General features: G+C 46.7%; 23 protein-coding genes. 8 read left to right on the forward strand and 15 right to left on the reverse strand.

The window, feature by feature from the left end; genetic code table 11:
• The first annotated feature begins 363 nt into the window (after positions 1 to 363).
• A complete protein-coding gene (katG, locus tag ACO0KV_RS12410) occupies positions 364 to 2,556 on the forward strand; it encodes a catalase/peroxidase HPI (protein ID WP_423042843.1) in 2,193 nt (730 codons plus the stop codon).
• Between the two features lie 127 nt (positions 2,557 to 2,683).
• Here katG and ACO0KV_RS12415 read toward each other — a convergent pair whose 3' ends face one another.
• Genes ACO0KV_RS12415 through ACO0KV_RS12430 form a run of 4 tightly spaced genes read right to left on the reverse strand, consistent with a single transcriptional unit; the run spans position 2,684 to position 4,869 of the window.
• Positions 2,684 to 3,034, reverse strand: coding sequence for a DUF3147 family protein (locus ACO0KV_RS12415; RefSeq protein ID WP_423042844.1), 351 nt, complete (start codon positions 3,032 to 3,034; stop codon positions 2,684 to 2,686).
• A 26-nt stretch (positions 3,035 to 3,060) separates the two neighbouring features.
• Positions 3,061 to 3,267, reverse strand: a complete 207-nt coding sequence (locus tag ACO0KV_RS12420; protein ID WP_423042845.1) for a DUF1289 domain-containing protein — start codon at positions 3,265 to 3,267, stop codon at positions 3,061 to 3,063.
• A 4-nt stretch (positions 3,268 to 3,271) separates the two neighbouring features.
• Positions 3,272 to 4,564 carry a CDF family Co(II)/Ni(II) efflux transporter DmeF gene (gene dmeF, locus ACO0KV_RS12425; protein WP_423042846.1) on the reverse strand — a complete coding sequence of 431 codons (1,293 nt, stop codon included), beginning with the start codon at positions 4,562 to 4,564 and terminating at the stop codon, positions 3,272 to 3,274.
• Between the two features lie 26 nt (positions 4,565 to 4,590).
• On the reverse strand, positions 4,591 to 4,869 hold the full coding sequence (locus ACO0KV_RS12430) for a metal/formaldehyde-sensitive transcriptional repressor (protein ID WP_423042847.1): 279 nt from the start codon (positions 4,867 to 4,869) through the stop codon (positions 4,591 to 4,593).
• Positions 4,870 to 5,255: 386 nt separating this feature from the next.
• Between ACO0KV_RS12430 and ACO0KV_RS12435 the strand changes: the two genes are divergently transcribed.
• On the forward strand, positions 5,256 to 6,038 hold the full coding sequence (locus tag ACO0KV_RS12435) for a substrate-binding periplasmic protein (protein WP_423042848.1): 783 nt from the start codon (positions 5,256 to 5,258) through the stop codon (positions 6,036 to 6,038).
• Positions 6,039 to 6,138: 100 nt separating this feature from the next.
• Here ACO0KV_RS12435 and ACO0KV_RS12440 read toward each other — a convergent pair whose 3' ends face one another.
• From ACO0KV_RS12440 to ACO0KV_RS12450, 3 genes are all read right to left on the reverse strand, one after another.
• Complete coding sequence (locus ACO0KV_RS12440; protein WP_423042849.1) at positions 6,139 to 6,834, reverse strand: methylamine utilization protein; 696 nt, start codon at positions 6,832 to 6,834, stop codon at positions 6,139 to 6,141.
• A gap of 10 nt (positions 6,835 to 6,844) precedes the next feature.
• Positions 6,845 to 7,318: a group I truncated hemoglobin gene (locus tag ACO0KV_RS12445; protein ID WP_423042850.1), complete on the reverse strand. Its 474-nt coding sequence runs from the start codon at positions 7,316 to 7,318 to the stop codon at positions 6,845 to 6,847.
• A gap of 64 nt (positions 7,319 to 7,382) precedes the next feature.
• The gene (locus tag ACO0KV_RS12450; protein WP_423042876.1) at positions 7,383 to 8,192 is read right to left on the reverse strand and encodes a DUF3034 family protein; all 810 of its coding nucleotides are present in this window, start codon (positions 8,190 to 8,192) and stop codon (positions 7,383 to 7,385) included.
• A 341-nt stretch (positions 8,193 to 8,533) separates the two neighbouring features.
• On the opposite strand from ACO0KV_RS12450, the gene ACO0KV_RS12455 reads away from it, so the two are divergent.
• The 5 genes from ACO0KV_RS12455 to ACO0KV_RS12475 all read left to right on the forward strand — a co-directional run bounded on the left by ACO0KV_RS12455 (position 8,534) and on the right by ACO0KV_RS12475 (position 12,886).
• Positions 8,534 to 9,136 (forward strand): sigma-70 family RNA polymerase sigma factor, encoded by a 603-nt coding sequence (locus tag ACO0KV_RS12455; RefSeq protein WP_423042851.1) that lies wholly within the window; start codon positions 8,534 to 8,536, stop codon positions 9,134 to 9,136.
• Positions 9,133 to 9,870, forward strand: coding sequence for an anti-sigma factor (locus tag ACO0KV_RS12460; protein ID WP_423042852.1), 738 nt, complete (start codon positions 9,133 to 9,135; stop codon positions 9,868 to 9,870). Before ACO0KV_RS12455 ends, ACO0KV_RS12460 begins: the two co-directional genes overlap by 4 nt.
• Before the next feature lie 63 nt (positions 9,871 to 9,933).
• On the forward strand, positions 9,934 to 10,506 hold the full coding sequence (locus ACO0KV_RS12465; protein WP_423042853.1) for a histidine phosphatase family protein: 573 nt from the start codon (positions 9,934 to 9,936) through the stop codon (positions 10,504 to 10,506).
• 308 nt (positions 10,507 to 10,814) lie between these two features.
• Complete coding sequence (locus ACO0KV_RS12470) at positions 10,815 to 12,203, forward strand: cytochrome C (RefSeq protein WP_423042854.1); 1,389 nt, start codon at positions 10,815 to 10,817, stop codon at positions 12,201 to 12,203.
• A gap of 41 nt (positions 12,204 to 12,244) precedes the next feature.
• Positions 12,245 to 12,886: a c-type cytochrome gene (locus tag ACO0KV_RS12475; protein ID WP_423042855.1), complete on the forward strand. Its 642-nt coding sequence runs from the start codon at positions 12,245 to 12,247 to the stop codon at positions 12,884 to 12,886.
• A 25-nt stretch (positions 12,887 to 12,911) separates the two neighbouring features.
• Here the strand turns inward: ACO0KV_RS12475 and chrA are convergent, their stop codons facing one another.
• Positions 12,912 to 14,126, reverse strand: a complete 1,215-nt coding sequence (gene chrA / locus ACO0KV_RS12480; RefSeq protein ID WP_423042856.1) for a chromate efflux transporter — start codon at positions 14,124 to 14,126, stop codon at positions 12,912 to 12,914.
• Between the two features lie 243 nt (positions 14,127 to 14,369).
• Positions 14,370 to 15,308, reverse strand: coding sequence for a cation diffusion facilitator family transporter (locus ACO0KV_RS12485; RefSeq protein ID WP_423042857.1), 939 nt, complete (start codon positions 15,306 to 15,308; stop codon positions 14,370 to 14,372).
• A 420-nt stretch (positions 15,309 to 15,728) separates the two neighbouring features.
• On the opposite strand from ACO0KV_RS12485, the gene ACO0KV_RS12490 reads away from it, so the two are divergent.
• Complete coding sequence (locus ACO0KV_RS12490) at positions 15,729 to 16,550, forward strand: c-type cytochrome (RefSeq protein WP_423042858.1); 822 nt, start codon at positions 15,729 to 15,731, stop codon at positions 16,548 to 16,550.
• Here the strand turns inward: ACO0KV_RS12490 and ACO0KV_RS12495 are convergent.
• The 6 genes from ACO0KV_RS12495 to ACO0KV_RS12520 form a co-directional block, all read right to left on the reverse strand.
• Entirely contained in the window at positions 16,547 to 16,804 is a 258-nt protein-coding gene (locus ACO0KV_RS12495) for a hypothetical protein (protein ID WP_423042859.1), read from the reverse strand. The genes ACO0KV_RS12490 and ACO0KV_RS12495 overlap by 4 nt on opposite strands.
• Positions 16,805 to 17,198: 394 nt before the next feature.
• Positions 17,199 to 18,062: an ABC transporter permease gene (locus ACO0KV_RS12500; RefSeq protein ID WP_423042860.1), complete on the reverse strand. Its 864-nt coding sequence runs from the start codon at positions 18,060 to 18,062 to the stop codon at positions 17,199 to 17,201.
• Positions 18,059 to 18,925 (reverse strand): ABC transporter permease, encoded by an 867-nt coding sequence (locus ACO0KV_RS12505; RefSeq protein ID WP_423042861.1) that lies wholly within the window; start codon positions 18,923 to 18,925, stop codon positions 18,059 to 18,061. Before ACO0KV_RS12505 ends, ACO0KV_RS12500 begins: the two co-directional genes overlap by 4 nt.
• An 8-nt stretch (positions 18,926 to 18,933) precedes the next feature.
• Entirely contained in the window at positions 18,934 to 20,052 is a 1,119-nt protein-coding gene (locus ACO0KV_RS12510; RefSeq protein WP_423042862.1) for an ABC transporter ATP-binding protein, read from the reverse strand.
• A gap of 84 nt (positions 20,053 to 20,136) precedes the next feature.
• Entirely contained in the window at positions 20,137 to 21,210 is a 1,074-nt protein-coding gene (locus ACO0KV_RS12515; protein ID WP_423042863.1) for an extracellular solute-binding protein, read from the reverse strand.
• Positions 21,211 to 21,397: 187 nt separating this feature from the next.
• Positions 21,398 to 23,638 carry a TonB-dependent receptor gene (locus ACO0KV_RS12520; protein WP_423042864.1) on the reverse strand — a complete coding sequence of 747 codons (2,241 nt, stop codon included), beginning with the start codon at positions 23,636 to 23,638 and terminating at the stop codon, positions 21,398 to 21,400.
• Positions 23,639 to 24,274: the final 636 nt, after the last annotated feature.

Below are 24,274 nucleotides of genomic sequence, written 5' to 3' on the forward strand. Positions count from 1 at the left end.
ACTGATTGCCTTACCTTGAAACGTCCCTGATTCACCCCTACACTGACGACGTTTAGCATCTTTTATTTGAACGTTTTATGTTCTTTTGTCGTTTCTGTTAGCGTAGGGTATCGCTATCGCAGACCTCATCGTTGTTGGTGTTAAGTTGATCGTATCGATGTTGATCTTCTTAATCATCCCCAATTATAGCGAGTGACAGCATTTGTCATTGTATTGAATATATCCAAAGCTGACGTAGAAACACCGATTTATTTGTTGATAGTAAAAATTTATTGAATGGATATTTTTAATTAAATAGATTAATTGGTAGTCGCGCTCTAGAATCGTCCCTGCATCATCTTTCAACACGCCACAGGAGATACCATGTCAAACGAAGCAAAATGCCCTTTTCCGCACAACACGAGCAAAAATACTGTTGCCAGTCATCAAAGCAACGCTGACTGGTGGCCGAATCAATTAAATTTAAAAATATTGCATCAGCATTCGGCGCGGGCAAATCCGATGCATGGCGATTTTAATTACACTGAGGCATTTAAGGCGCTGGATCTCCATGCGGTGGTCGCAGATTTGAACGCATTAATGACCGATTCTCAGGATTGGTGGCCCGCTGATTATGGTCACTATGGTCCACTCTTTATTCGTATGGCATGGCATAGTGCAGGCACCTATCGCGTCACCGATGGTCGTGGCGGTGCTGGGGCTGGTGCACAACGTTTCGCGCCACTCAATAGCTGGCCTGACAATGGTAACCTAGATAAAGCACGTCGCTTGTTATGGCCGATTAAGCAAAAGTATGGCAATCACCTCTCTTGGGCTGATTTGATGATTTTAGCGGGTAATGTTGCGTTGGAATCGATGGGCTTTAAAACGTTTGGCTTTGCGGGTGGACGACCTGATATCTGGGAGCCTGAGGAGGACATTTACTGGGGTTCTGAAGGCAAATGGCTAGACGATCAACGCTATAGTGGCGACCGTGAGTTAGAAAAACCATTGGCAGCAGTGCAGATGGGGTTAATCTACGTCAATCCTGAAGGCCCTAACGGCAAACCTGATCCGCTGGCATCGGCACGTGATATTCGTGAAACCTTTGCCCGCATGGCGATGAATGATGAAGAAACTGTCGCTTTGGTTGCGGGTGGCCATACTTTTGGAAAAGCCCATGGCGCAGGCGATCCGGCATTGGTTGGTAAAGAACCAGAAGGTGCGGATATCGAAGAGCAGGGTCTGGGCTGGAAAAATAGCTTCGGCACGGGTAAGGGTGTTTATACGACAACGAGCGGTATCGAAGGTGCGTGGACACCGACTCCAACCCAGTGGGATAACAGTTATTTTGAGACCTTGTTCGGTTACGAATGGGAATTGACCAAGAGTCCAGCTGGCGCTCATCAGTGGACACCAACCGATCCAGCAGCTAAAACAACGGTACCAGATGCGCATGATCCAACGCGCCGTCATGCCCCAATGATGACGACAGCTGATTTGGCATTGCGTGCTGATCCAGCGTATGAAAAAATCTCTCGTCGTTTCCTAGAAAATCCACAGGAATTAGCCGACGCATTTTCCCGTGCTTGGTTCAAGCTGACTCATCGTGACATGGGACCAGTCGGTCGCTATTTGGGTCCGTTGGTGCCGCAAGAAGTATTGATCTGGCAAGATCCTATCCCTGCTGTTGATCATACATTGGTGGATGAGAGCGATATTGCTGGTCTGAAAGCAAGTTTGCTCAAGTCTGGTTTAACCGTATCGCAACTTGTGAACACGGCGTGGGCTTCTGCGTCGACATTCCGTGGCAGCGACAAACGTGGTGGTGCCAATGGTGCACGTCTGCAACTCGCTCCACAGAAAGACTGGGAAGTGAATCAGCCTGCGCAGCTGCAACAAGTATTGGCGACGCTGACGCAAGTACAGCAGGCATTTAACAGCGCTCAAGCAGGAGGTAAAAAGATTTCTCTCGCTGATCTGATCGTCTTAGGTGGTGCCGCAGGTGTCGAACAAGCCGCTAAAAATGCGGGTCATGATGTGAAGGTTCCTTTCATGCCAGGTCGCATGGATACCTCGCAAGAGCAGACGGATGTGGAGTCATTTGCTGTGCTTGAACCTGCTGCCGATGGTTTCCGCAATTATGCGCGTCCAGGCCTGTCATCCTCGGTTGCAGAATTGCTGATCGATAAGGCGCAGCTATTGAATCTGAGTGCGCCTGAATTGACCGTGCTCGTCGGTGGCCTGCGTGTATTGAACACCAACGCAGGCGGAACTCAGCATGGCGTCTTTACAAAACGTCCTGAGCATCTGACGAATGACTTCTTTGTGAATTTGCTGGATATGAATACACAATGGAAAAAATCAGGCACTGACGGCGTACTGGAAGGCCGAGATCGTCAATCGGGTCAACTGAAGTGGACTGGTACGACGGTTGATCTCGTATTTGGTTCTAATTCTCAGTTACGTTCATTAGCTGAGGTGTACGCAAGCAACGATGCACAGAGCCGATTTGTGAGTGACTTTATTGCGGCATGGAACAAAGTGATGAATGCAGATCGTTTTGATCTCGCCTAATGTTGCGTTGTGGCAGGTTGTTGCTGATTAGCCTCTGCCTATAGAAGCAATCGCCCTGATTTCAGTCTTGGGATACCTCAGACTGAAATCAGGGCGATTTTTTATTCTGAGCAATGATGGTATGTCCTTACATTAACTGAATACCGAAGCGACGCACAATCACCGCAAACCCCAAAAAACAAACTATGCTCAACAATGCCGCGCATAACAATGCTGGCCAAAAACCGAACCTTTCGAGCAACCATGGAAATGCCAGAAACATGGGTAGCGTCGGTATGACATACCAAAATGTGTACCACGCATGGTTCGCAATTTTTTCTTCCGTCTGATTTTCTAACCGTAACCAGATCAACGTCAGTAGTGTTACTAACGGCAGTGCCGCAATGAGCCCGCCAATCCGGTCACTTCGTTTTGCTACTTCGGAAATCAAGACAATCATTCCTGAGGTCACCAACAATTTGACTATTGTCCACAGCATGATCTTCCTTGTTTGAGACAGCGTAGTTATATCTCGCTAGGTTGGTAGAGTTGGATACCTTTTGCGATTAATTTTTTTTCGCGGGTTGACCGTTCATGCAATATCTGATGGCGACGGTGATCTTTCATTTTGCTCCATTCTCTGCATTCAGCGAGAGTACGTAGGCAGGCTACGCACCAGCCGCTTTTGCCATCAAATTTACATACTTCAATACAAGGTGATTTAACACTCATCGTTTTATTGAGATTGATGATGAACTTCAACGGTAATATGTGAGAGGCCCGTAATCTGCTTTAGAACACGCTGGTAAAAAGCAGGAATGACTTGACCCTTGTTCGTTGTCAACGAGACGATCGCGCCAAAGTGTCCAGGCCCTAGGCGCCATACGTGTAAGTCGAGGACCTGATCGCCATTTTTTTCAACAACCGCACGGACTTTGTTTAACAGACGTTGATCGAGATTCATATCCAGCAAAATCGCACCAGTATCTTTTGCTAGTCCGTAGGACCAGTTCGCAATCACGAGTGCACCGACGATGCCAGCGAGTGCATCCATCCACAGCCAGCCAAATATGCTAGCGAGTATCAATCCAATAATCGCTAATACTGATACTGCCGTATCGGCGATCACATGCACATAGGCAGCGCGCATATTGTGATCCGTTGCATCAACATGGTGATGATGATGGCCGTCATGGTTGTGATGTTCTTCAAAATGCAAAATGTGCTGTGTGTCTTTTAACTCTAGTTCGACATCAAAGGCGTGGGGTTCAGGGATAGCCGCTGTCGACTCAAGGAATCCATCGTGTTGTGCAAATATAAAGGTTTGTCGTAATCCATCTGGACGAATCGTGACTACAGTCAGGTCTTCTGCAAGAAGCAAATCGTTGTCTGACAGTTGTTTGACACGGAATACTGGTGGAACACCATCTTCAAAAATGGATAATGCCAGAGTGCCTGCATCACTTTGAATATACTGTGTTTCATCAGCATGGTCATCGCTATGATGGTGTTCTTCGTCATGATGAGCGTGTCCATGGTCGTGACCATGGCTATGCCCATGGTGGTGGTCAGCACTTAATAACCATGCGCTGGCAATATTGACCAGCAGACCGACGACAGCAATAGGAATTGCCTCTCCAAAATGAATATCTACCGGTGAAATCAAACGTGCAACCGCTTCATAGCCAATCAATAAGGCAATCATCGCCAGAATAATGGCACTGGTAAATCCTGCGAGATCACCTAACTTTCCGGTACCAAAAATAAATTTTGGATCATGAGCATGCTTGCGAGCATAGGTATATGCCAATGCAGCGATCAGCATCGCACCTGCATGCGTCGACATATGCAAACCATCGGCAACTAATGCCAGAGAACCAAAATAACTACCACCTATAATTTCAATCACCATCATCACACTGCACAGTGCGATGACACTCCAGGTTTTACGTTCACTGGTTTCATGTCCGTCACCCAGAAACACATGTTGGTGTTCACTGGTGAAAGGACTATCGTAGAAATTGTTCATCGAGAATCTCAAGAAAATAGTGCGGATTATTTAAAGTAGCTATGAACAACGTCAATTAACTGTTCACGTGCATCTCCATGCTTTCCGGCATGTTCGGCTTCGGTATCGACTAAATGAGTACGGATATGATCTTCCAGTACTTTTGCAAGCAGGCCATTCATGGCGCCACGACAACTTGTAATGAGTTGCAGGACATCGTCACATCCAGACTCTTCAGTCAATGCGCGTTCAATGGCTTCAATTTGTCCACGAATCCGTCGGACGCGGTTTAACAGCTTCTGTTTTTCACGGATGGTATGGCTCATACTGATCTCTTTTTAATATAGGGGGGGATACTATATTTTTATCTGTTATTTGTCTAATTGAATTTATAAAATTTTTTGGATATAGTGAAAAGGATACCGAGCATCATATAAATGATCTGCATGATGTCACTCATCTCTATACGGTTTTTTTGATAAAGTACCAATTACCAAAGTTGCATAGTTTTTATGTGTCGGATCCACGTATCGACGAGGGTATGCGACATAAAAAATTTTGTAGTATTGTGAGCGATAAGATGATTGAAGATGGTGATATATAAGTTGCTCATGTTTGTTTAAGGACAGTGATCAGACAATTTTTATTAATAAGAAGTAATATGCATAGGTCAAGATGACCGATCTGTCTTTAGCTGGGACTGGAATTAAACATGTTTTCGATAGAAATTGGTTCTTCTTTTTCGTATTACAAGCGCGCGATCTTAATGCTGTGTCTGAGTTTTTGGTGTGCGGTAACCTACGCCGCAGAGACGACGCTGACGATGATTATTGGTAGTGAAAGTCCACCAAAAATGTTTCTTAATACGGAAGGAAAACCAGATGGTTATTTTGCGGTGATAGCAGCGGAAGCGGCACGTCGTGCAGGTTACAAGATTAACGTTGTTGCTGGTCCATGGACGCGAGCAGTACAAATGGCCGAACGGGGAGAAGGCGTGGTTTGTGGGTTGTCGTATCTTCCTGAAAGGGAAAAAGTTTTTAAATACTCACTCCCTGTCGTCGTTGACAAAGTATTGATTGTCACGATGAAAAAGAGAAACCTCATAGCGAGTAGTCTCGCAGATCTCAAAGGCTTGGTCGTCGGCGTTAATCGCGGTTCAAGGTATGGTGAAAAATTTGTCAATGAGCTTCCGCTGGTCGTGATCGATGAAGACAGCAATGCAAAATCGCGCCTGAAAAAACTTGCTTTCGGTAGAATCGATGCAGCAGTGATGCCTGGCGGGCGACCGGCAGTCAGATTAAACGCACAATTAGCTGATATCGACATGAATGATTTAAGCATTCAAAAAACACCAGTCGCTTTAGATCCTAATCACTTTGCTATTGCCCATTCTTACCCAGACGCGAATCGAATTATCGAGCGCCTTAATAACGCGCTCAATTCTATGACCGCGGATGGGAGCCTCAATAAAATCTTAGACACTTGGGGCGGATAATGGCATCCCGTATCCCGTATCTGGGATTCGACGCCAGCTCATCAATGAATAGATAAGGTCGCTTGCGATCATTTGTTTTATTTTCAGAGCACAGTAGTGATCATTTTGTTTTTCTGGCAATTGGCACGAAATCAAACTGAAAATGTACTGTCGGATTATCAGCAACCACATTCACACGCTGCTTGAGTGGTGGCTTAATACTGCCCATGTTTGGGTGCCATGCTTCTAGTTTGTATTCACCTTCAGGTAGGTGCTCAATTCTGGTGACGCCATTGTTGTCCGATTTTGCAAAATACGGCGTATCAAGTACAAGGACATACGCACGCATCCAATTGTGTAGTAAGCAGTACACAACAACGATCCCTGCCTTGTCAAACAACACAGGAGGTGGGGTTACTCCTCTGTCGTAGGTTTTGATCTCAAATTCTTTTGCAGATGAAAACGATTTGACGTGATGTTCCATCTTGTCGTAATTCGGGAACTCAACCTGTGTCCCAGTACGTACTGCTGTCACATAGGGTGAGAATTGCATCCCACTCTGACTGATCACGACATTGGCAGCCTTCGTAGTAACTGGTAGCGGGCCGTGCAATGGGGTGGCGTAGATAATGACATCAGACATGGGACTACCATTTTTATCTATTGCCGTTACCACTAAATCAGCTGCTGACGCTTGACGCGCAATCCACAGACTCATCAGCAGAATCAATGCCAGACGTTGAACGATGTTTAGCGCACGATGATGACGTGCAAGTGGGGTGTCACCACATTCGTGGTGTAAGAAATTGTTCTGCATGATATTTTTTTTATTTTGTCACGACCGTACGTTGCATTGGGGCCAGCTTGGCGATTAATTTATTTTGTACGGAGAAGGCAATATGGTGCTTCTCCATCGCCATTTGTAGATCTTCCGCCAAGGCATTGAATTGCGCATTGGTGATGTTCATTCCTTGGTGAGCATTGCTCATCGTTTTCCCACTGTATTTGCAAGGGCCGCCACTGAGCTCACAAAACTGTTCCGTGAGCATAAAACCCAACCGATCTTTATCGGTGTCAGAGAATGCTGTACTGATACGATGATCGGTGGTGATGATCTCGACGAAGTCTTGTACGAAGCTGGCAATACCTGCTTTTTGTCCCAACCCTTGGTAGACCGCATCGCTCGCAGACTCAGCCTGCGCATGCGTCTGTATCGCTAAGCTCAATACTGCTACGCTAGATAACGTCGCAAGCAAGGTGTTAAAGGTGGATGGGCTCATGAACGGGATAAAGTTTTTCATTTAGATGTTTTAAAAGAGAGTATTTCTGATCAAAATAAGGAGTGTGTGGTGGTAGCGTCGTCAGTCAGAAGCCAGTCTGTAACGATAAATACCAGCCATGCTGGTCCTTTGAATTGAAAATAGTGATGTCCCCAAGTCGGGCATAGGCAGCGGTGACTGAGATATTTTTAGTTGGGAACCAAGCGACAAAGACGTCGTAGTACGCTTTTTCATTATCGACACTCAGGTTGTGAGGTTTCATGCGGTATTCGACTCCGGCAGCCAGCTTCCGATTGATCAGATAGGCGGCAGACCCTTCAAACATGGCTTGGGCACTCTCTTTTTTATCGCCACCAAATCCAAGTATTCCCATTTGATTCGCTTTGGTAAAGCGAACGGTGCCGTTGAGCAATAAGCTCTGATCTAAGAGAATTTTAGTTGCAGACAGGTAGTAATCAATCCCATGATCGTCTTTTGCACCGAGCTGTTTGACATTGGTAACGCCAAGCGCATCAAGTCCGCTGATGCCATTGTTCCGCTTATACATTGCACCGACGGCGATCTGTGGCATCGAGCTATCTTGGTCATAGACCGCATCACCAGCGATTTTGACTTTGATACCAACGATGTCTTGCCGGATATTGAGTGCATTGAGCGGTGCGAGACTTCCTGTGAACTCTTGATTGGCCAGAGATACCTCAACCCTATCCGCAATGCCGACTGCGACACCATAGGAGGTCAGACCATAGTCTTGTGTAGAAATGCGGGTGACGTGGGCGTTCGCCCCATAGCTGTCTCGGCTGCCATAACCGGTGATTAAGGCCCATGGCGTGATGCCACCACCTCCTACACCTTCTACACTATTGACACCACCAGTGGCGGTTAATTTTCCCATATCAGGTCGGGTGATTTCTTGAGCAAGGGACGCTTGGGTGATGATCGTCAGACCAGTGAGAATACTGGCATAACGGAAATAATGAATCAGTTGCATTTTTTTTCCTTTTGTTGTGCGCGACCAAATGAGATAAAAGTAGAACCGCTCAAAGCTGAAGAGGATCTCAAGAGTGATACGCAGGAAAAATTGAAGCGGATTCAATTTTTTTTAAAAAAACTAAAATAAGTTTGTTTTTGTGGTTTCAGATGCAACAGAGACATTGTTAGACGAAAATTTCGTTACAATTTAGAGAGCGATGTCATTCAACTGACGACGTTCGATTTCACCCGATAATCCATCTCATGGAGATACCATTGATACAGGCCCCCGCCACTGCTGATGCTAGCCAGTTACATCATTGGCTTTCTGCTATTGCAAAACAAGATGGGCGCGCGTTTCAGGCGCTTTATGATGCAACATCAACGAAACTGTTTGGCTTTGCGCTGCGTATATTACATAAGCGAGAGCTGGCAGAGGAAGTATTGCAAGATAGCTATGTCAATATATGGAATAACGCTGGTAGTTACCAATCCAGCCTCGCAGCCCCAATGACGTGGATGATCACCATTGTTCGTCATCGTGCAATTGATCAGTTACGTCGTTTGGATCATGACGTGGAAATCGACGGAGAGGATTTTGATATGGATTTGCTACAAGCGCTGGAAAGTACTGAGCCAACGCCCGCGCGCCGGCTGGAGTTGAGCCAGGATGCACGGGCTTTGTCGTCGTGTATGTCGCGTCTGGAAAGTGCTCACCGACAGGCAATGGCACTGGCTTTTTTTCATGATTTATCGCATTCTGAAGTTGCACAACAATTAAGCTTACCAATCGGTACCGTGAAAACATGGATACGACGCGGTCTGGACAAATTGCGCTTATGCCTCAATCGTAAGGAGGCAGCATGAACATACAAAGTTTAATGGCAAACACCCGCCTGCATCATCAATTGGCAGCGCAATACGTCCTTGGGACCTTACGTGGTGGCGCACGGCGTCGTTTTGAGGGCTGGTTGCAAACCGAAGCCAATCTCCGGCATGTTGTCCGTCAATGGGAATCCCATTTATTGCCGATGGCTGAAATGACGCCTACAGCAGTTCCTTCATCGCAGGTCTGGGAGCGCATCCGGCAACGTGTTGGCTTGCCAGAGACGAAACCGGATCGCTGGCGCTTCTGGCGTGAGTTACGTGAAGATCTGGCTTTTTGGCGTGGGCTGGGTCTGGCCTCGACGGCTGCGGTCATGATTTTGTTATCCGTCTTATTTAGTACACTGGAGCGTCAGCAAACTGAACAGTCAGGTGAGCAGTTTGTGGCCACATTGACCGATGAAAAAGCACAAGCCGTCGCGCTTATTACAGGTGATAAACAGCGTGCTGAGATCGTGGTCCGGATGGTCAGTACTCAGACCATCCGCGCAGATCAGAGCTTGGAGTTATGGTCGATTTCCAAAGAGGGTAAAGTGCATTCGTTAGGATTGATTGCTAGCGCAGGTCAGGCAACTTTACGTATGCCAGACCATATGCGGACCCAGGAGCAAGCCGTATTGGCAATTTCTCTGGAACCCAAAGGTGGTTCCGGTAATCCGGAAAAACCGTCTGGGCCTATTTTATTTAAAGGGCAGTGGTTGACGATCTCGTCGTAAGGACAGAATACAATGTACTTTCAGATACATAGATTGATTTATTGTTTAAGCGACAGGATGCGGATGACGATGTGGTTGACTGCATTGCTTGTCCTATGTGGATTGTCTGCAAACAGCCATGCGCAAACCAGCGATGTAGCTGATCGGTTGCACTCGCCGGATTATTTGCTGATGATGCGCCACACCCGCGCGCCAGGTGTCGGTGATCCGTCTGAGTTCAAGTTAGGTGATTGTAAAACGCAAAGAAATCTCAGCGATGAGGGCATTGCGCAAGCGGTACGGATTGGTCAATGGCTTAAACAGCAAGGTGTGAAAGAAGCGGAGGTCTATGCCAGTCCATGGTGCAGGACAATCGACACAGCGAGATTGCTGAGTGTGGGTTCAGTGACTTCAGAAAATACATTGGCCTCTACGTTTGATGAGAAAAATACCGCAGTTTCGGTCATCGATGATGTAGCGGCGTTTGTTGCGCAGAAAATGAAGAACAAAGGATCGAAGACATTGATTTTGGTCACTCATCAGGTCAACATCTTGGCGTATTCAGGTGTCGATACGGCGGCAGGTGAAATGGTTCTTATCAGAGTCGACCAAAACGGGAAAATGCTGTCTCGCACTGTTTATCCACGTCCGGACTAGAGTTGTTTCTTCGGTAGACTTATCACGTCACAGTGAGGACAGCGAGATACACTCGCCAAACAAGTCAGTGCCAGTTAAATCATCAGCATTGATTGAACAAAAAAAAGGGTGTTGTTTTTTAACTTTCACTCGTTCCAGCTTGATTTTTATCAATGGATCAAAAAACCTCAAACCTATCCTGAAGACAAGCGCTTGAAATAATGTTGATCTAAGTAAATAAATTACGTCATGCGCCACGTGTTTCTGATGAACAGGCATTGATCATCGGATTGGTTCTCTGCTAGCCCAGATGCATGTCGAGGTAATTGATGAAAAATATTCAACAAAATCATAGCGGTAGACCTCTGGTCTTATCACTGTTTGGTCTATTGACGGTTGTGATGATGCTCGTTTCAGGTGCTGCACAGGCGCTGCCGACCTTTGCGCGGCAAACAGGGCAGTCGTGTGTTGCCTGCCATGCTGGTGGCCAATATCCTGAGCTAACGCCTTATGGCCGGCTTTTTAAACTCACGGGCTATACCTTGGGTGAACGGCCGACAGTGCCCCTTTCTGTGATGGGTGTTGCGAGTTATACCAAAACGATCAATGCGGATCCTTCTTCAGATTTTCCTAAAAATGCGGTTGCGTTGTTTCAGACGGGTAGCGTTTTTTTAGCCGGAAAAATTACTGACAATATCGGGATGTTTGCTCAGGCGACGTATGACAATTACGCGAATCAGGATCCGACAACGAATCAATGGAGCGGACATTCTCATTCCGATAACATTGATCTGCGCTACGCGGATCGCTTTATCAGCAGTAATAACGACCTGATTGTCGGGCTCAGTCTCAATAACAATCCTTCAGTGACAGATGTGTGGAACACCGCGCCGGCGTGGATCCAATACGTGCCTACCAATTTTGGCGTGACGGGTGCCAATGCGGCGCCGATGGTATCGCAACTTGGACAGCAAGTTGCAGGATTAGGTGCTTATGTATTTTGGAATAAAACCTTATACACAGAGGTAGCACTGTATCAGACAGCGAAAGGCGCACTGACGATTCTGAAATCCGGGAATGATATCGGCAATAGATTGAGTGGTTCTAACCCTTATTGGCGTTTGGCGCTAAGTCATGAATGGGGACCACATAATGTGATGGCAGGGGTGTTTGGTATGAATGCGGATGTATTTCCTGATCCGACGGTTCCGAGTGGGCCAACGACACATTACCGCGATCGCGGTGTCGATATGCAATATCAGTACTTGTTAGATGAGCATGCCTTTACGACACAATTGAGTTATATCCATGAGTCGATTCGCGGTGGGGATGTAACGGGTGTTGCTAGCAATGCGACAAACACGCTCAACCAATTACAGTTAAAAGCCAGTTATGTCTATCGCGCCACCTACGGCGGCAGTTTGAGTTACCACCAGACGACGGGTTCGTCAGATGCAACACTGTATGCTGGCTTACAGGACGATGGAACCGGGACGGGCAATATGATTCCTATCCCAGGCAGCGGAAGTATGAATAATAACCCCGACACGCGGATTGTGATTCCAGAGTTATTCTGGATGCCTATGCAGTATGCTCGGGTTGGTTTGCAGTATTACAAATACAACCGCTTCAATGGTGCCAGTAGCAATTTTGATGGTGCCGGACGTAACGCGAAAGACAACAACACCTTGTTTGTCTACGTGTGGGCCGCTTATTAAGCATCACGTCATTGTGACGATCAACTTTGCTGGAGAACACCGTGAAATATAAGTCGATATCTGCGTTGATGCTGATAGCCGTATTGATGAATGCTTGTAGTACGCCGGAAAGATCACGCTCTATCGTGACACAGCATGTACCGATTAAAACGATTGTGACGCAGCAATGTTCGAACTGTCATGGTGTGACAGGAAATTCGAATTCGCCTAATTTCCCGAATCTGGCAGCGCAACAAGAGGCTTATTTGATATCGCAGCTACAAGGATTCCGTGCACATACTCGCTCTGATAAAGATGGGTATGACTACATGTGGGGCGTGACCGCGAGCTTAAGTGATGAACAGATACAAGGGTTAGCAACGTATTTTTCTGAACAACAAGCAGTGTCACAAAATAAAATTTCTGCGCCTGAAAAAGTAGTCCGTGGTCAGGATATTTATGAACATGGTATCTCAGACAAAGAGGTGCCAGCATGTATTGCGTGCCATGGTGGCAAAGCTGAGGGAAATCAAATTTTCCCTAGACTTGCCGGTCAGCATGCGACGTATTTGCTCAAACAGTTAAATGTATTTCAGAACACAGAACAACGTCCTGGCGGTGCAATGATGAAGGGTGTTTCTCACGCCATGACAAAAGAAAATATGGAAGATGTGGCATATTATCTTGAATCGATTCATGGGTAGTCTGGGTAGGTAAGACACATCGTATTTAGGAAAGAAAAAAGCCTGAAAATAATACCGTCAGTAAGACGACTAACCACGCCGGAAGCTTGGCGATAATGAGTAACATCAGCGCTGCCATCGCCACTAGTAAATCAGTCGGTCGATGGATGGCGCTGGTCCATACCGGATGATAAAACGCCGCTAAGAGCAGGCCAACGACGCCAGCATTAATACCTAGCAATGCGTTTCTTAAGACTTGCTGGTGCCGCCATCGTTCCCAAAAAGGCAGTGCGCCAATCACCAGTAAAAAAGCAGGTAAAAATATCGCTAACAGGGCGATACTTGCACCGATCCAGCCCGAGGGAGTTTGCGTTGAGATCGCCCCTAAAAATGCAGCAAAAGTGAACAACGGCCCCGGCATTGCCTGTGTTGCCCCATAGCCTGCCAGAAATGCTTCTTGAGACACCCAGCCACTTTGCACTGCTTGAGACTCCAGCAATGGAAGTACCACGTGACCACCGCCAAAAACTAAGGCACCGGTCCTATAAAAACTGTCGAATAAGGTCACGGGATATAGTTGAAGCGTGTTTGCAAGTAGGGGCAATCCGGCCAATAAAACAAAAAATAATATCAATGCAGTGATTGCAGTACGTTTTGACACGTTCGTGTCTTCTGCATGGATAGGCGAACTGTTTTCTGTGCGCAAACACGCTATGCCAACCAATCCTGCGACGATAATCACCAAAATCTGGCCGATCGTGGGTGGTAGCATCATCACCGCGATGGCAGAGATGAGCGTGATGATAGTACGTATTGTACCTCTGGAAAAATTTTTACCCATGCTCCACAGCGCCTGCGCAACCACAGCGACTGAGACCAGTTTGAATCCCTGCAAAAATTCGGCTCCCAATGCGTTCCCAAGATCGTCATACATCAGCGCAAATACGCACATTGCCATGGCCGAAGGAAGGGTAAATCCCAGAAAGGCAGCAATCGCTCCCGAGATACCCGCACGGGATAGCCCCAGCGCAATCCCCACCTGACTGCTAGCAGGACCGGGTAAGAACTGGCACAGCGCGACCAAGTCTGCATACCTCGTGGAATCTAACCATTTTCGTTTTTCAACAAACTCTTTCTGAAAATACCCAAGATGCGCAACCGGGCCGCCGAATGAGGTTAACCCAAGTCGAAGAAAGGCAATGAAGACCGACCACCAATGTGGTTTTGTGGAGGGCATTTCAATGGCGACAGGATGGGTCATTTTATTATTTGAGAATAGACAGATAAATGAAGGTGCTGATCGCAGTGCTTAGTCTTATTCACGGTAACAGTAACTATTGCCATCCTGTTTGCACCCAGTCCGCTTGAGACAAAGTAAGTGGTCGCTGGCCCACTCCCGGCCTAGTTCTACGAAGGGCGATCAAATTAATTGACACAACAAAAACAAAGACACTCGATTCCAACATTCGCTGGAACAACATTTCAGAAGTTGCCGCGTCGCCGCTTACACATCGTGATCCCCATCCGGCCGTTTCCAAGGATCAATATGCGTCATCAGATTCAACACACGATGATGCTGCATCACACGTTTGCGTGCCTCAACAGCGATGTCATGCCCTTCTTCGACAGTGATATCGCCATCCACCTCAATATGCGCATCAACCACAATCATGTCGCCCATTTTGCGCGTGTTGACATCATGCACACCGATCACGCCCGGCGTTTCCTGGAGGGTAAGGCGAATCGCTTGGACTTCTTCATCGTCCGCGGCACGGTCCATCAGATCATTGAGTGCTTCCCAGCCAAATTCCCAGCCCATCTTAGCAACCATAAAACCAACAATCGAGGCCGCTATTGGGTCGAGAATCGGATAACCAGCCAAGTTACCGATAATACCCAGCGCAACGACGAAGGATGATGCCGCATCAGAACGTGCATGCCATGCATTGGCGACTAGCATACTGGATTTAACGCGCTGGGCGACGGCCAGCATGTAGCGGAACAGTAGTTCTTTGGATACCAGTGCAAGCGCTGCGATCCACAACGCGATCTGGTGTACATGGGGAACGGTTTCGGGCGACTGTAATTTCAGGAAGGCAGACCACAACATGCCGACCCCCACCGCCAGCAGAATCAGGCCCAGTGCCAGTGATGCACCGTTTTCAAAGCGGTGATGACCATAAGGATGATCTTCATCGGCATCTTTTTTACTATGATGACTTGCGAACAGCACCACAAAATCAGCAACCAGATCTGACAGTGAGTGAATACCGTCAGCAATCAGACCTTGTGATTTGCTGATAATACCGATCGTAATCTGAAAGACGCTCAGACATATATTGACTGCAACACTGGTCCAGGTGCTACGCGAGGTTGCTTTTGCCCGCTCAGCTGCGCTGTATTGCGGGCTATCATGTTCATCGGGGAAATCAGTGTTGTTCATGGTGTATCTAATTGAATTGAATAAGAGAGGTGCATTGAAAATGCGCGATGTGCCTCTGTGCTCATCTGAATTGCGATCATTTCCTGCTGTGAGGTGCCATTGTATGGTGCCTTAACTCGCGGTGCAGCACATTTTTTGAGGAAATCAACAGATAGTTGTGATGAAAGAAAATGATCAAAAAAGTGATTCGCATTTAAAAAACGTATGAATTCTTATTAACCTTCTGCGGCAATGATGAAATGCTTGATTATCTACTTTTTTCATCGATAAAGAGAGGCAGCTTGGTTTTAAAAAGCGAGTGATAATGTGAGGTATGTCTTTTCAATCTATGGTGTGTATCCGATTATGAAAAAATTATCAGTCAGACTCTTTCAATGGATGGCGCTGTTGAGCTCTTTTTTGCTTACTTCTTGTACGTTCATGAAATCAGACATACCCACCTCATTTTCGGAGGGCCCTGTTCTTCAGCTGCAAATAGATGGGCAGGTCAATACACTGACGCGTACCTCGTTATTGCAATCGCCTGCATTGCAAACGATCGTTATTGCGGATGATGTTTCTTATCATCGCCAGCAGAAGTATCAAGCAATACCGTTACAGTCTCTTCTCCCACGCTTACCCAACGAAGGTACTCTACAATTTACAGCGTTGGACGGTTTTGTCGCGACGATACCTGACCAGTTAATCCAAGCGCAGGGGGATGCTGCTCAAGCTTGGCTAGCAATCGAAGACCCAGCGCAACCATGGCCGGCATTAAAGCTAGGTCAGCCCAGTGCTGGCCCGTTTTATTTGGTCTGGGTAGCGCCTGAAAAATCACATGTATCCGGCGAACAGTGGCCGTATCAAATCGCAAAAATCAGTACCTCGATGCCACTAGAGGTCCGTTATCCACAATTGTTACCACACAGCGATGGTATTAATTACGCATCGGCGGTTCGTGGTTTGCAGATATTTACCAAAAACTGTGCGACGTGCCATCGTCTGAATCAGGGCGGCGATGCAAGCATCGGTCCCGATTTGAATATACCCATGAACCCGACAGCGTATTTTCAGGAGGTAGCCTTGCGAAAATTGATTCGCGATCCGGGATCAGTCCGGACTTGGCAACAATCGTCGATGCCAGGATTTAAGGAAGAGATTATTTCTGAGATTGAACTGGATGATTTATTGGTTTATTTGAAACAAATGGCGACCCAGCATCCCCAAAAAACGGTGATCGCCCCCTCGGTTAGGGCAGATTAGGCCTTGACGCTCACAAATTGCCCAACAGTCTGGCCGGTGGTGTTGACTGATGGCGTTAAGAGTGCAGCAGGTGAGGCCTGTTGAACTGGCGCTGCTGATGTTGCTGATGTTGCCGATTTTGTTGATGCATTCGTTGTCGCTGCATCTTTTACGTCGTGATTCTGCTGAGCAGCTTTTTTTACATGCGCAGGATCAGGCTTGTTACTTATCGTTTGGCTGCTAAAGCCTGCGGTGTTGACTGAACTGACACTCATTTTTTTCTCCCTGACATCGATAGATGCCGAATAAACTTCCATCCAAAGTAATAATAAGCAAAATAGCAATAGCACTTGTTGAAGAGCATGTTATTCTTTATTAGCTTTTTATTTGTTGGCCAACTTCTGGACGCTATTAATAACTTTGGTATACAACGTAGTGTAGGACAAGTCAGCTTACTTTGCATTAACGTAAAGCAATTTTTAAAAAATGCTGAATAGTTGCCTTGAGAATCATTCAATGCAGGGCAGATCAAAGGCCTCAGTGATCGATGAATAGACCATCAGCAAACAGCGCCAGTCATCTCCGTTGCACATATACGATAACGTTAATGATGGTATACATGCAAAGTTGACTGACGCACCATTGCATCTGTAGCGTTGCGGTAACTTGTTAATTAGTTGTTGCTTTTGATTTTCTGAGATTCATCACCAACACAAAGCCAGCCGATACCAACATCAATAACAAACTGATCGCGTTGACGACAGGGGTGGCACCATCTTTCATCCGCCCATAAATCATCACTGTCAGCGGCGCAGCACTGCCCGTAAGCATGTAGGTCGTATTAAAATTTTCAAATGAAAGTAAAAATGCAATCATTGCTGCACCCGCTAAGGCAGGTTTTAGATAGGGCAGAATGATCGTACAGAAAATGGCCCAATTGCTGGCGCCTAGATTGAGCGCTGCTTCTTCGAGACTGACATCAAAGCGCTTTAAGCGGGCGCTGATCGTTAAGGTCGTGATCGACGCGATATACGAAATTTGTCCAATCGCGACTAATACCAAACCCGGACGTAAAAAATCCAGATCCCAGCCCGCCATATCCTCTGCAAATTGGGCGATATGACTCATCAGCGCCAGAATCGAAATACCTAAAATCACGCCCGGAATGACTAGCGGTAACAACATCATCACGGATAACACTTGCTGACCCCGAAAACGAAAGCGTTCCAGCAAAAAGGCATTACAAGTACCTAGTAAGACGCTGATGATGCTAACCGCCACAGCAACTTTGAAGCTATACCAGAGACTAGTCTGAATATCTTGATCAAAAAATAAACCAGTGCGATCTTGATTGCCATCGGCTAAAAACCAGTCCAGCGTAAAGCCATGCCACGGCGGCATCGGATATGCGGCGTCGTTAAAAGCAAATGCCACCACTACGATCAGCGGGATAAATAAAAACAAAAAGAAAGCAGCGACATACGTGAGTCGCAATGTCCGTATGGTGGCAGACTGAGGAATCGTTGGAATCATGTACGTCTCATCACAGCAGTAAAAGATTGACGGCTTAATTTTAGGCCACACCAGACCAGGAAGGTCGATAAACCTAGCAACAGGAAAGCGAAAGCAGCGCCTTGTTCCCAGTTAAAGCGGGTAATAAATTGGGTATAAATCTGTTCCGTGAACCACATTGAATTCTTCCCACCCAACAGTACCGGCGTCAGGTAATTACCCAGCGTCAGCATAAAGACCATGATGGTACCGGCAGCAATGCCGGGTGCAGCATGGGGGATCACAATTTGGCGCACGATATTAAATGGTTTGGCACCCAGATCATAAGCCGCTTCAATTAGGCTGACATCCAAAGTCTCTAACGCATTGATCAACGGAATCAACATGAATAACAAGGATGAATACACCAGACCGAGCAAAATGGCGGCGTCGTTGTAAAGCAGTTCTATCGGTTCAGACGTCAGACCCAAATGAAAGAGCAACTGTGGCAACACACCATTGCCGCGCAACAAAATCATCCAGCCTAACGTACGCACCATTTCGCTGACCCAAAACGGCAGCAGCACCATCGCCAGTAATAAGGGCTTGGAGGTAGTGCCGGCAATTTTGGCGATATACCAAGCCACCGGAAATGCCAGCACCAGTGAAATGGCGGTCGCTGATAGGGACAACGTGGCGGTTCTTAAGAATGTATGCCAATACAGGGGCTCATCAAAAAAAGTCGCATATTGACGTAGACTGAATGCGTATTCTTGCGGTGCGATACGGGTCCGCAGCGAGAGCGTCAGCATTTCAAGATGCGGCAGGATGATCAGCAGACTGAGCCAGATGAGTGCTGGCGCCAGTAATAGCCATAAGAGCAGAGTTTTTTGCTTATTAATCATTTGGACACTCAGGCTGCAAAGGCTTGCACGTTATCAGCGCTGATCGCCAGATGAACTTCATCGCCATTCTGTAAATCTTTGAGCTGACCATTTTGTGGCAAGGACACCTGTAACGAGAGATCGCTATTGATCAGTCGTACCAGTACTGACGAATTGGCGCCATCAAACAAAATACTGCTAACCGTGCCGCGCAGATGGTTTGGATAGCTGTCAGCCGAGAAAGCCTGACGGCTGATGGCAATCCCCTCAGGGCGAATAAATAAATGCACATCTTGTGCCTGATGAAACGATTCTTTGGCGCTGCAGAATAAGGCCAGATTGTCCGAAATTTCAGCAGAAATCAGAGTCGTTGTGCCGGTGATTGCGCGCCCGGACATTTTATTGGCGTTACCAACAAATCCTGCCACAAAGCTGCTTTGTGGACGATAGTACAAATCTTGTGGTGTACCGATTTGTTCGCATTTGCCGTGGTTCATCACCGCGACCATGTCGGACATCACCAGCGCTTCAGACTGATCGTGAGTGATATACAAGAAGGTGGTACCGATTTGCGCCTGCAATTGCTTGAGTTCGACTTTCATGTGCTCACGCAGTTTCAGATCCAGCGCACCGAGTGGCTCATCTAGTAATAACAGTGTTGGCTCAAGCACTAATGAACGAGCGATTGCTACACGTTGTTTTTGTCCGCCAGAGAGTTGCTCGATGCGTTTGTCTTCAATGCCCGGTAGGCCAACACGACTCAGCATGTCTTTGACCTTATGCTTCATTTCGTCTTTCTTGACATGGCGTCTTGCCAGACCATAGCCCACATTCTCGCCGACGGACATCATCGGAAATAACGCCAGATGTTGAAAGACCATATTCACCGGACGCTGATTCGGGGCGACCCCGCGCATGCTTTTTCCGCCGACGACGATGTCGCCGTCATCAGGTTCAATAAAACCAGCAACCATGCGAAGCAAGGTGGTCTTGCCGCAGCCTGATGGCCCTAAAATCGAACAAAACTGGCCTTTAGGGATTTGTAATGACAGATTGTCGACGGCGGTAAATATCTGGCCATTGAGTTGATAGCGCTTTGAAACGCCCTGAATATCAAGGTCGATCAGATCAGAAGAAGACGGCTGCATAATGAAAAAAGTAAGTGAGTTGCATCTGGAACGATAGCGGAAACAAGCACTGTCTCCGCTATGTGTTGAATCGTTAAATCGAATTTATGAGGCTTTGATTTTGTCCAGAATTTTACCGTCCAACTCTTCCAGACCTGCTGGAATGGCCGGATACCATTTAATGTTTTTCAATGCATCGGCAGAGAAAGACTCATTAAATTGCGCTTTCATTTTGGCATCCATAAATTTATCGGCGTCCTTGACGGCAGTGAACGTACGCGCTGCTTTTGCCATCCGTCCTGCAATTTCTGGACGGGTCACAAAATTAATCCAGGCGTAGGCTGCTGCATCATTTTTACCGCGTGCCGGAATAGCAAAACCATCAACCCATCCCAGCGCGCCAGATTTTGGTGCAATGAATTTCAGATCAGGATTGTCTGAATTGAGTTTCCAGCCACCGCTGTCCCACATCTGGGCTGCCAGCAGTTCGCCGGTACGCAGATCATTGAGTAACTGGTCTTTGCTTTCCCAGAAATATTTCAGATTTTTCTTGCAGGCGATGAGCTTGTCGCCAGCCTGCTGCATAATTTGTTCGTATTGTTTAGGATTACTGTAGGCTTTAAATGGGTCAAGCCCCATCGAAAATGCCATGCCGATCAGTGTCGGACGCTTCAGGCGTACAGCCACTTTGCCACGCAATTCAGGCTTGCACAAATCGCTGTAGTCAGCCACCTTGACTTTGCTGCTCGCCATCACCAGACCATCGGTTCCCCAAAAAAATGGCAGACCATAAGTTTTACCATTGACGGTTGTGACTTTCTTGGTGGCTTCCAGCATATCCGGCATCAACTGCGCGGTTTTTACTTTAGAAAAATCAATCGGTTTATAAATGCCAAACTCTGTCGCTGGGCCCGCGATTCTGTCCTGGCTTGGTTGTACCAGATCGAAGCCCGCACCACCGGTTGCCCGTAACTTTGAAATCATCTCTTCGTTGTTGGAGAGGGTGAGTTCAACAGCGATGCCAGTTTCTTTGGTGAACTGTTCTGCAACATCTTTGGGAACGTAATCCGCCCAAGTCAGGATCCGTAATTTATCGGCAGCAAAACTGGCGTGAGTAAGCAGTCCAAAAGACGCGCAGAACATGGCGGCTGAGAGTGTGGTGCGACGAAGGATATTCATTTATATTCTTTACGTAATTTCGAACGAGGCGAGAATGGTTTCACACTGTCGTGACGATTTGATGACAGTGTATGAATTTGTGTTCTGAAGTTGTATGCATAGTGCAACGTAGTCACGTTGGTACCATAGAGAGAAAAAAGCCGACGCATAGGGCATCGGCTTTTTTTGTTACAACCTCAAACAAGTATTACATTTTGCCGCTGAAAGAGATGAAGAACTGACGTGGTGAGCCAGTCAACAACGTCTGTGCTGTACCAGTCGGATCCGAAGCTTGGAAGCCATTGGAACCGATTGTGCTGTAGTACTGTTTGTTCATCAGGTTTTGTACGTTCAACTGGATTGACACGTCTTTCAGACCTGCCAATGATTTTTGCTTGTAGCCAGTAGACAGATCAACGATCCAGTACGAAGGCACACTTGCGTCATTGGTGTAAGTATAGAAACGCTTGTCCGTGTATTTGGCGCCAGTACGTGCGAACCAAACTGGTGTGTCGTAAGACAATTCAGTTTTGAACATCACTTTTGGTGCGTCAACCACTTGCTTACCAGCGATATTGACCGTCGTTGTACCGTCAACATAGTTAGACTTGTACTTAGAATCGTTGTAAGTGAACGAGTTAAACCATGTGACGTCTTTTGCTACAGTGTAGGACAGGGCTGTTTCGATACCTTTGTTTTCGACGGAACCGACGTTGACTAATGTACTTGGGCAACCAACGATACCTGCACATGTCGCAACGGATAACAAACGATCATTGAACTTCGTGTAATAAACAGCGACGGAGCCGACGAAGTCATTACGTTTAAAGCGATAACCCGTATCCAGTGTTGTGGATGTTTCTGGTTTCAGGTTTGCCTGACCCAGATTAAACGCTGTTTGCGTTTGTGAGAATGGACCATCCACACCTGGTTGGAATGCACGCATGTTTTGTGTCACGCTGGCAAACAACTCATCATTTTTTGTCAACGCGTAGTTCAGACCAACTTGTGGCAAGAAGGTTTTAGACGCTTTGAGGTCACCCGCTGCACGAGAGCCAACAACACTGACAGAGTTAATTTTGACTGTTGGAGATTTGAAACCATAATTCAGCTTCAGTTTGTTGTCCATCAGACTCATTGTGTCTTGTGCGTAGAACTGTGTTGTGTCTGTCGTGAAGTTCTGTTTGAAGACAACGCTCGTTGGGTTGCTCAGGAAGTAGTTCGTATCCTGCCCACCTGTCGCATCGTAGTAGTTACGTGACAGCGTGTGCAGACTGCGCTCTGCCCAAAAACCAGCGTTGATCGTATGTTGACCCAGTTCCCATGTCAGATCAGACAATAAACCGTTACGGCTGATGGAATATTCAGAGGTACGAATAGAAATTGGCAAACCATTAGTGGATGGCGCGTATGGTGTATACCAGTGACCCTGACCTTGGTCGCTATGATGATACGCGGTTGTTTTTAATGCGATGACATCAGACAAATTGCTGTCTAAGGTTGCGCCAATCAGACTGTCTTTACGTAAGCCACTACCTTGGTAGTAAGCGTCGTCCAGACTATTCACACCGCCAGTGTAGATCTTCTTGGCGGCATTGACTGCACGTTGCCAATCGGGTGCGTAGTTGTCCCAGTTGTAGCCGAGACGGTTAACCATCTCGAGAGACACGTCTTGGTAATCGACTTCTTTACGATCAGAATAATTGAAGAAAGCCGACAGTTTATTGTTGTCGCCTAATTTTTGTACCAATTTTGAGTTGAATTGGTCTTGATCTTGGGAGCCACTGCCTTTGGATTTTTCAGCACGCTGACGTGTCACACTCAGATAAGCTTTTGTGCCAGTGGACAACAAACCTGTGTCAACGCGGGCAAAGGTGCGGGAAGTGCTATCGCTACCAAAAGTTTGTGCGCCAGTCAGCGAAAATTCATCTGTTGGTGCAGAGGAGTAGAACTGCACTGTACCGCCCAGATTGCTGGTAGACGCTGTGCCTACGTCGCCTGCGCCTTGTGACAACACAACGTGGCCGATATTTTCAGACGAAATAGCGCGGCTGATGTGCAAACCATTGTTGTTACCGTAGCTCATGTCGCCCAGCGGTACGTTGTCTAATGTGAAGCCCAAGTGATTTTGATTGAAACCGCGTGCGCTAAAACGTGTCGACCATTCGTAAGCGCCAAATGGATCCGCAGATTCAAATGCGACGCCAGGTAATTTATCCAATGTTTTCAGTGGGCTTGTACCAGGAACAACTTTCATCAAATCTTCTTTGGTGATGTCTTGAACTTGACGTGTTTTTCCTTCGCCAACAATCGTTACCGTTGTGGTGTCAGCGACTGGCGCTGCAACTGGCGTTGGATCTGGCGTTGCGACTGCTGCTGCAAAAGCGGGTGCTGCGAACGCCTGCATCAAAACGAGGTAGATCGGCGTGCGTCGGAAATAGTTTGCCACAAGAAGTTCCCTTCAAATTATTTAGATAAAAAAACGGTGTCGTCTTAATTGCGCATCGTTGTATTGAACTATTTGATCGATGAATTTTTTGAGCAGTATTTTGTAACTGCTTCTATTCAAGTTTTGGTCCAGAGATCAACGCGGCGAAGTCTAGCAACCGATTGTGACGAATTCGTGAACAGAAGGTGCACACGAAAGGAATACAACAAATTTATAAACAAAAAAAATTCTATAAATTGTCATGGTGATGACACATAAGACTGCTAAAAATTAATTTAAATTTATTTAAAAATAACTTAAAATTCGCTTCAGTTTGATGTGTTCTTTTGCATTGGACTGGAGACGAAGCGTGATGTTTTTGCAAGGTAATCTCGTTTGATTCACCGGAGGTTGCATTGACACATAAAATTTATCGCGCTTACAATTCGTCCGTTATTTTTTTATAGGAACGGCACCGTGGACTGTAGCAGTTGTCAGCATCAATGCTGTGTGTGGGCGCATAGGTCAGCCATTCGCCAGCCATCGCTTAACGCCGTGTAGGTTTCTTCTGCTGCGGCTAATGATGGTTTTATGCTGTGGCGTACTGATTATTTCTTGATCAGTTTCCCATTCCCTAGATTTTTGTTCGATATTGCT

Origin of the sequence: Undibacterium sp. RuRC25W, assembly GCF_049339825.1 — a bacterium.
Taxonomy (GTDB): Bacteria; Pseudomonadota; Gammaproteobacteria; order Burkholderiales; family Burkholderiaceae_D; genus Undibacterium.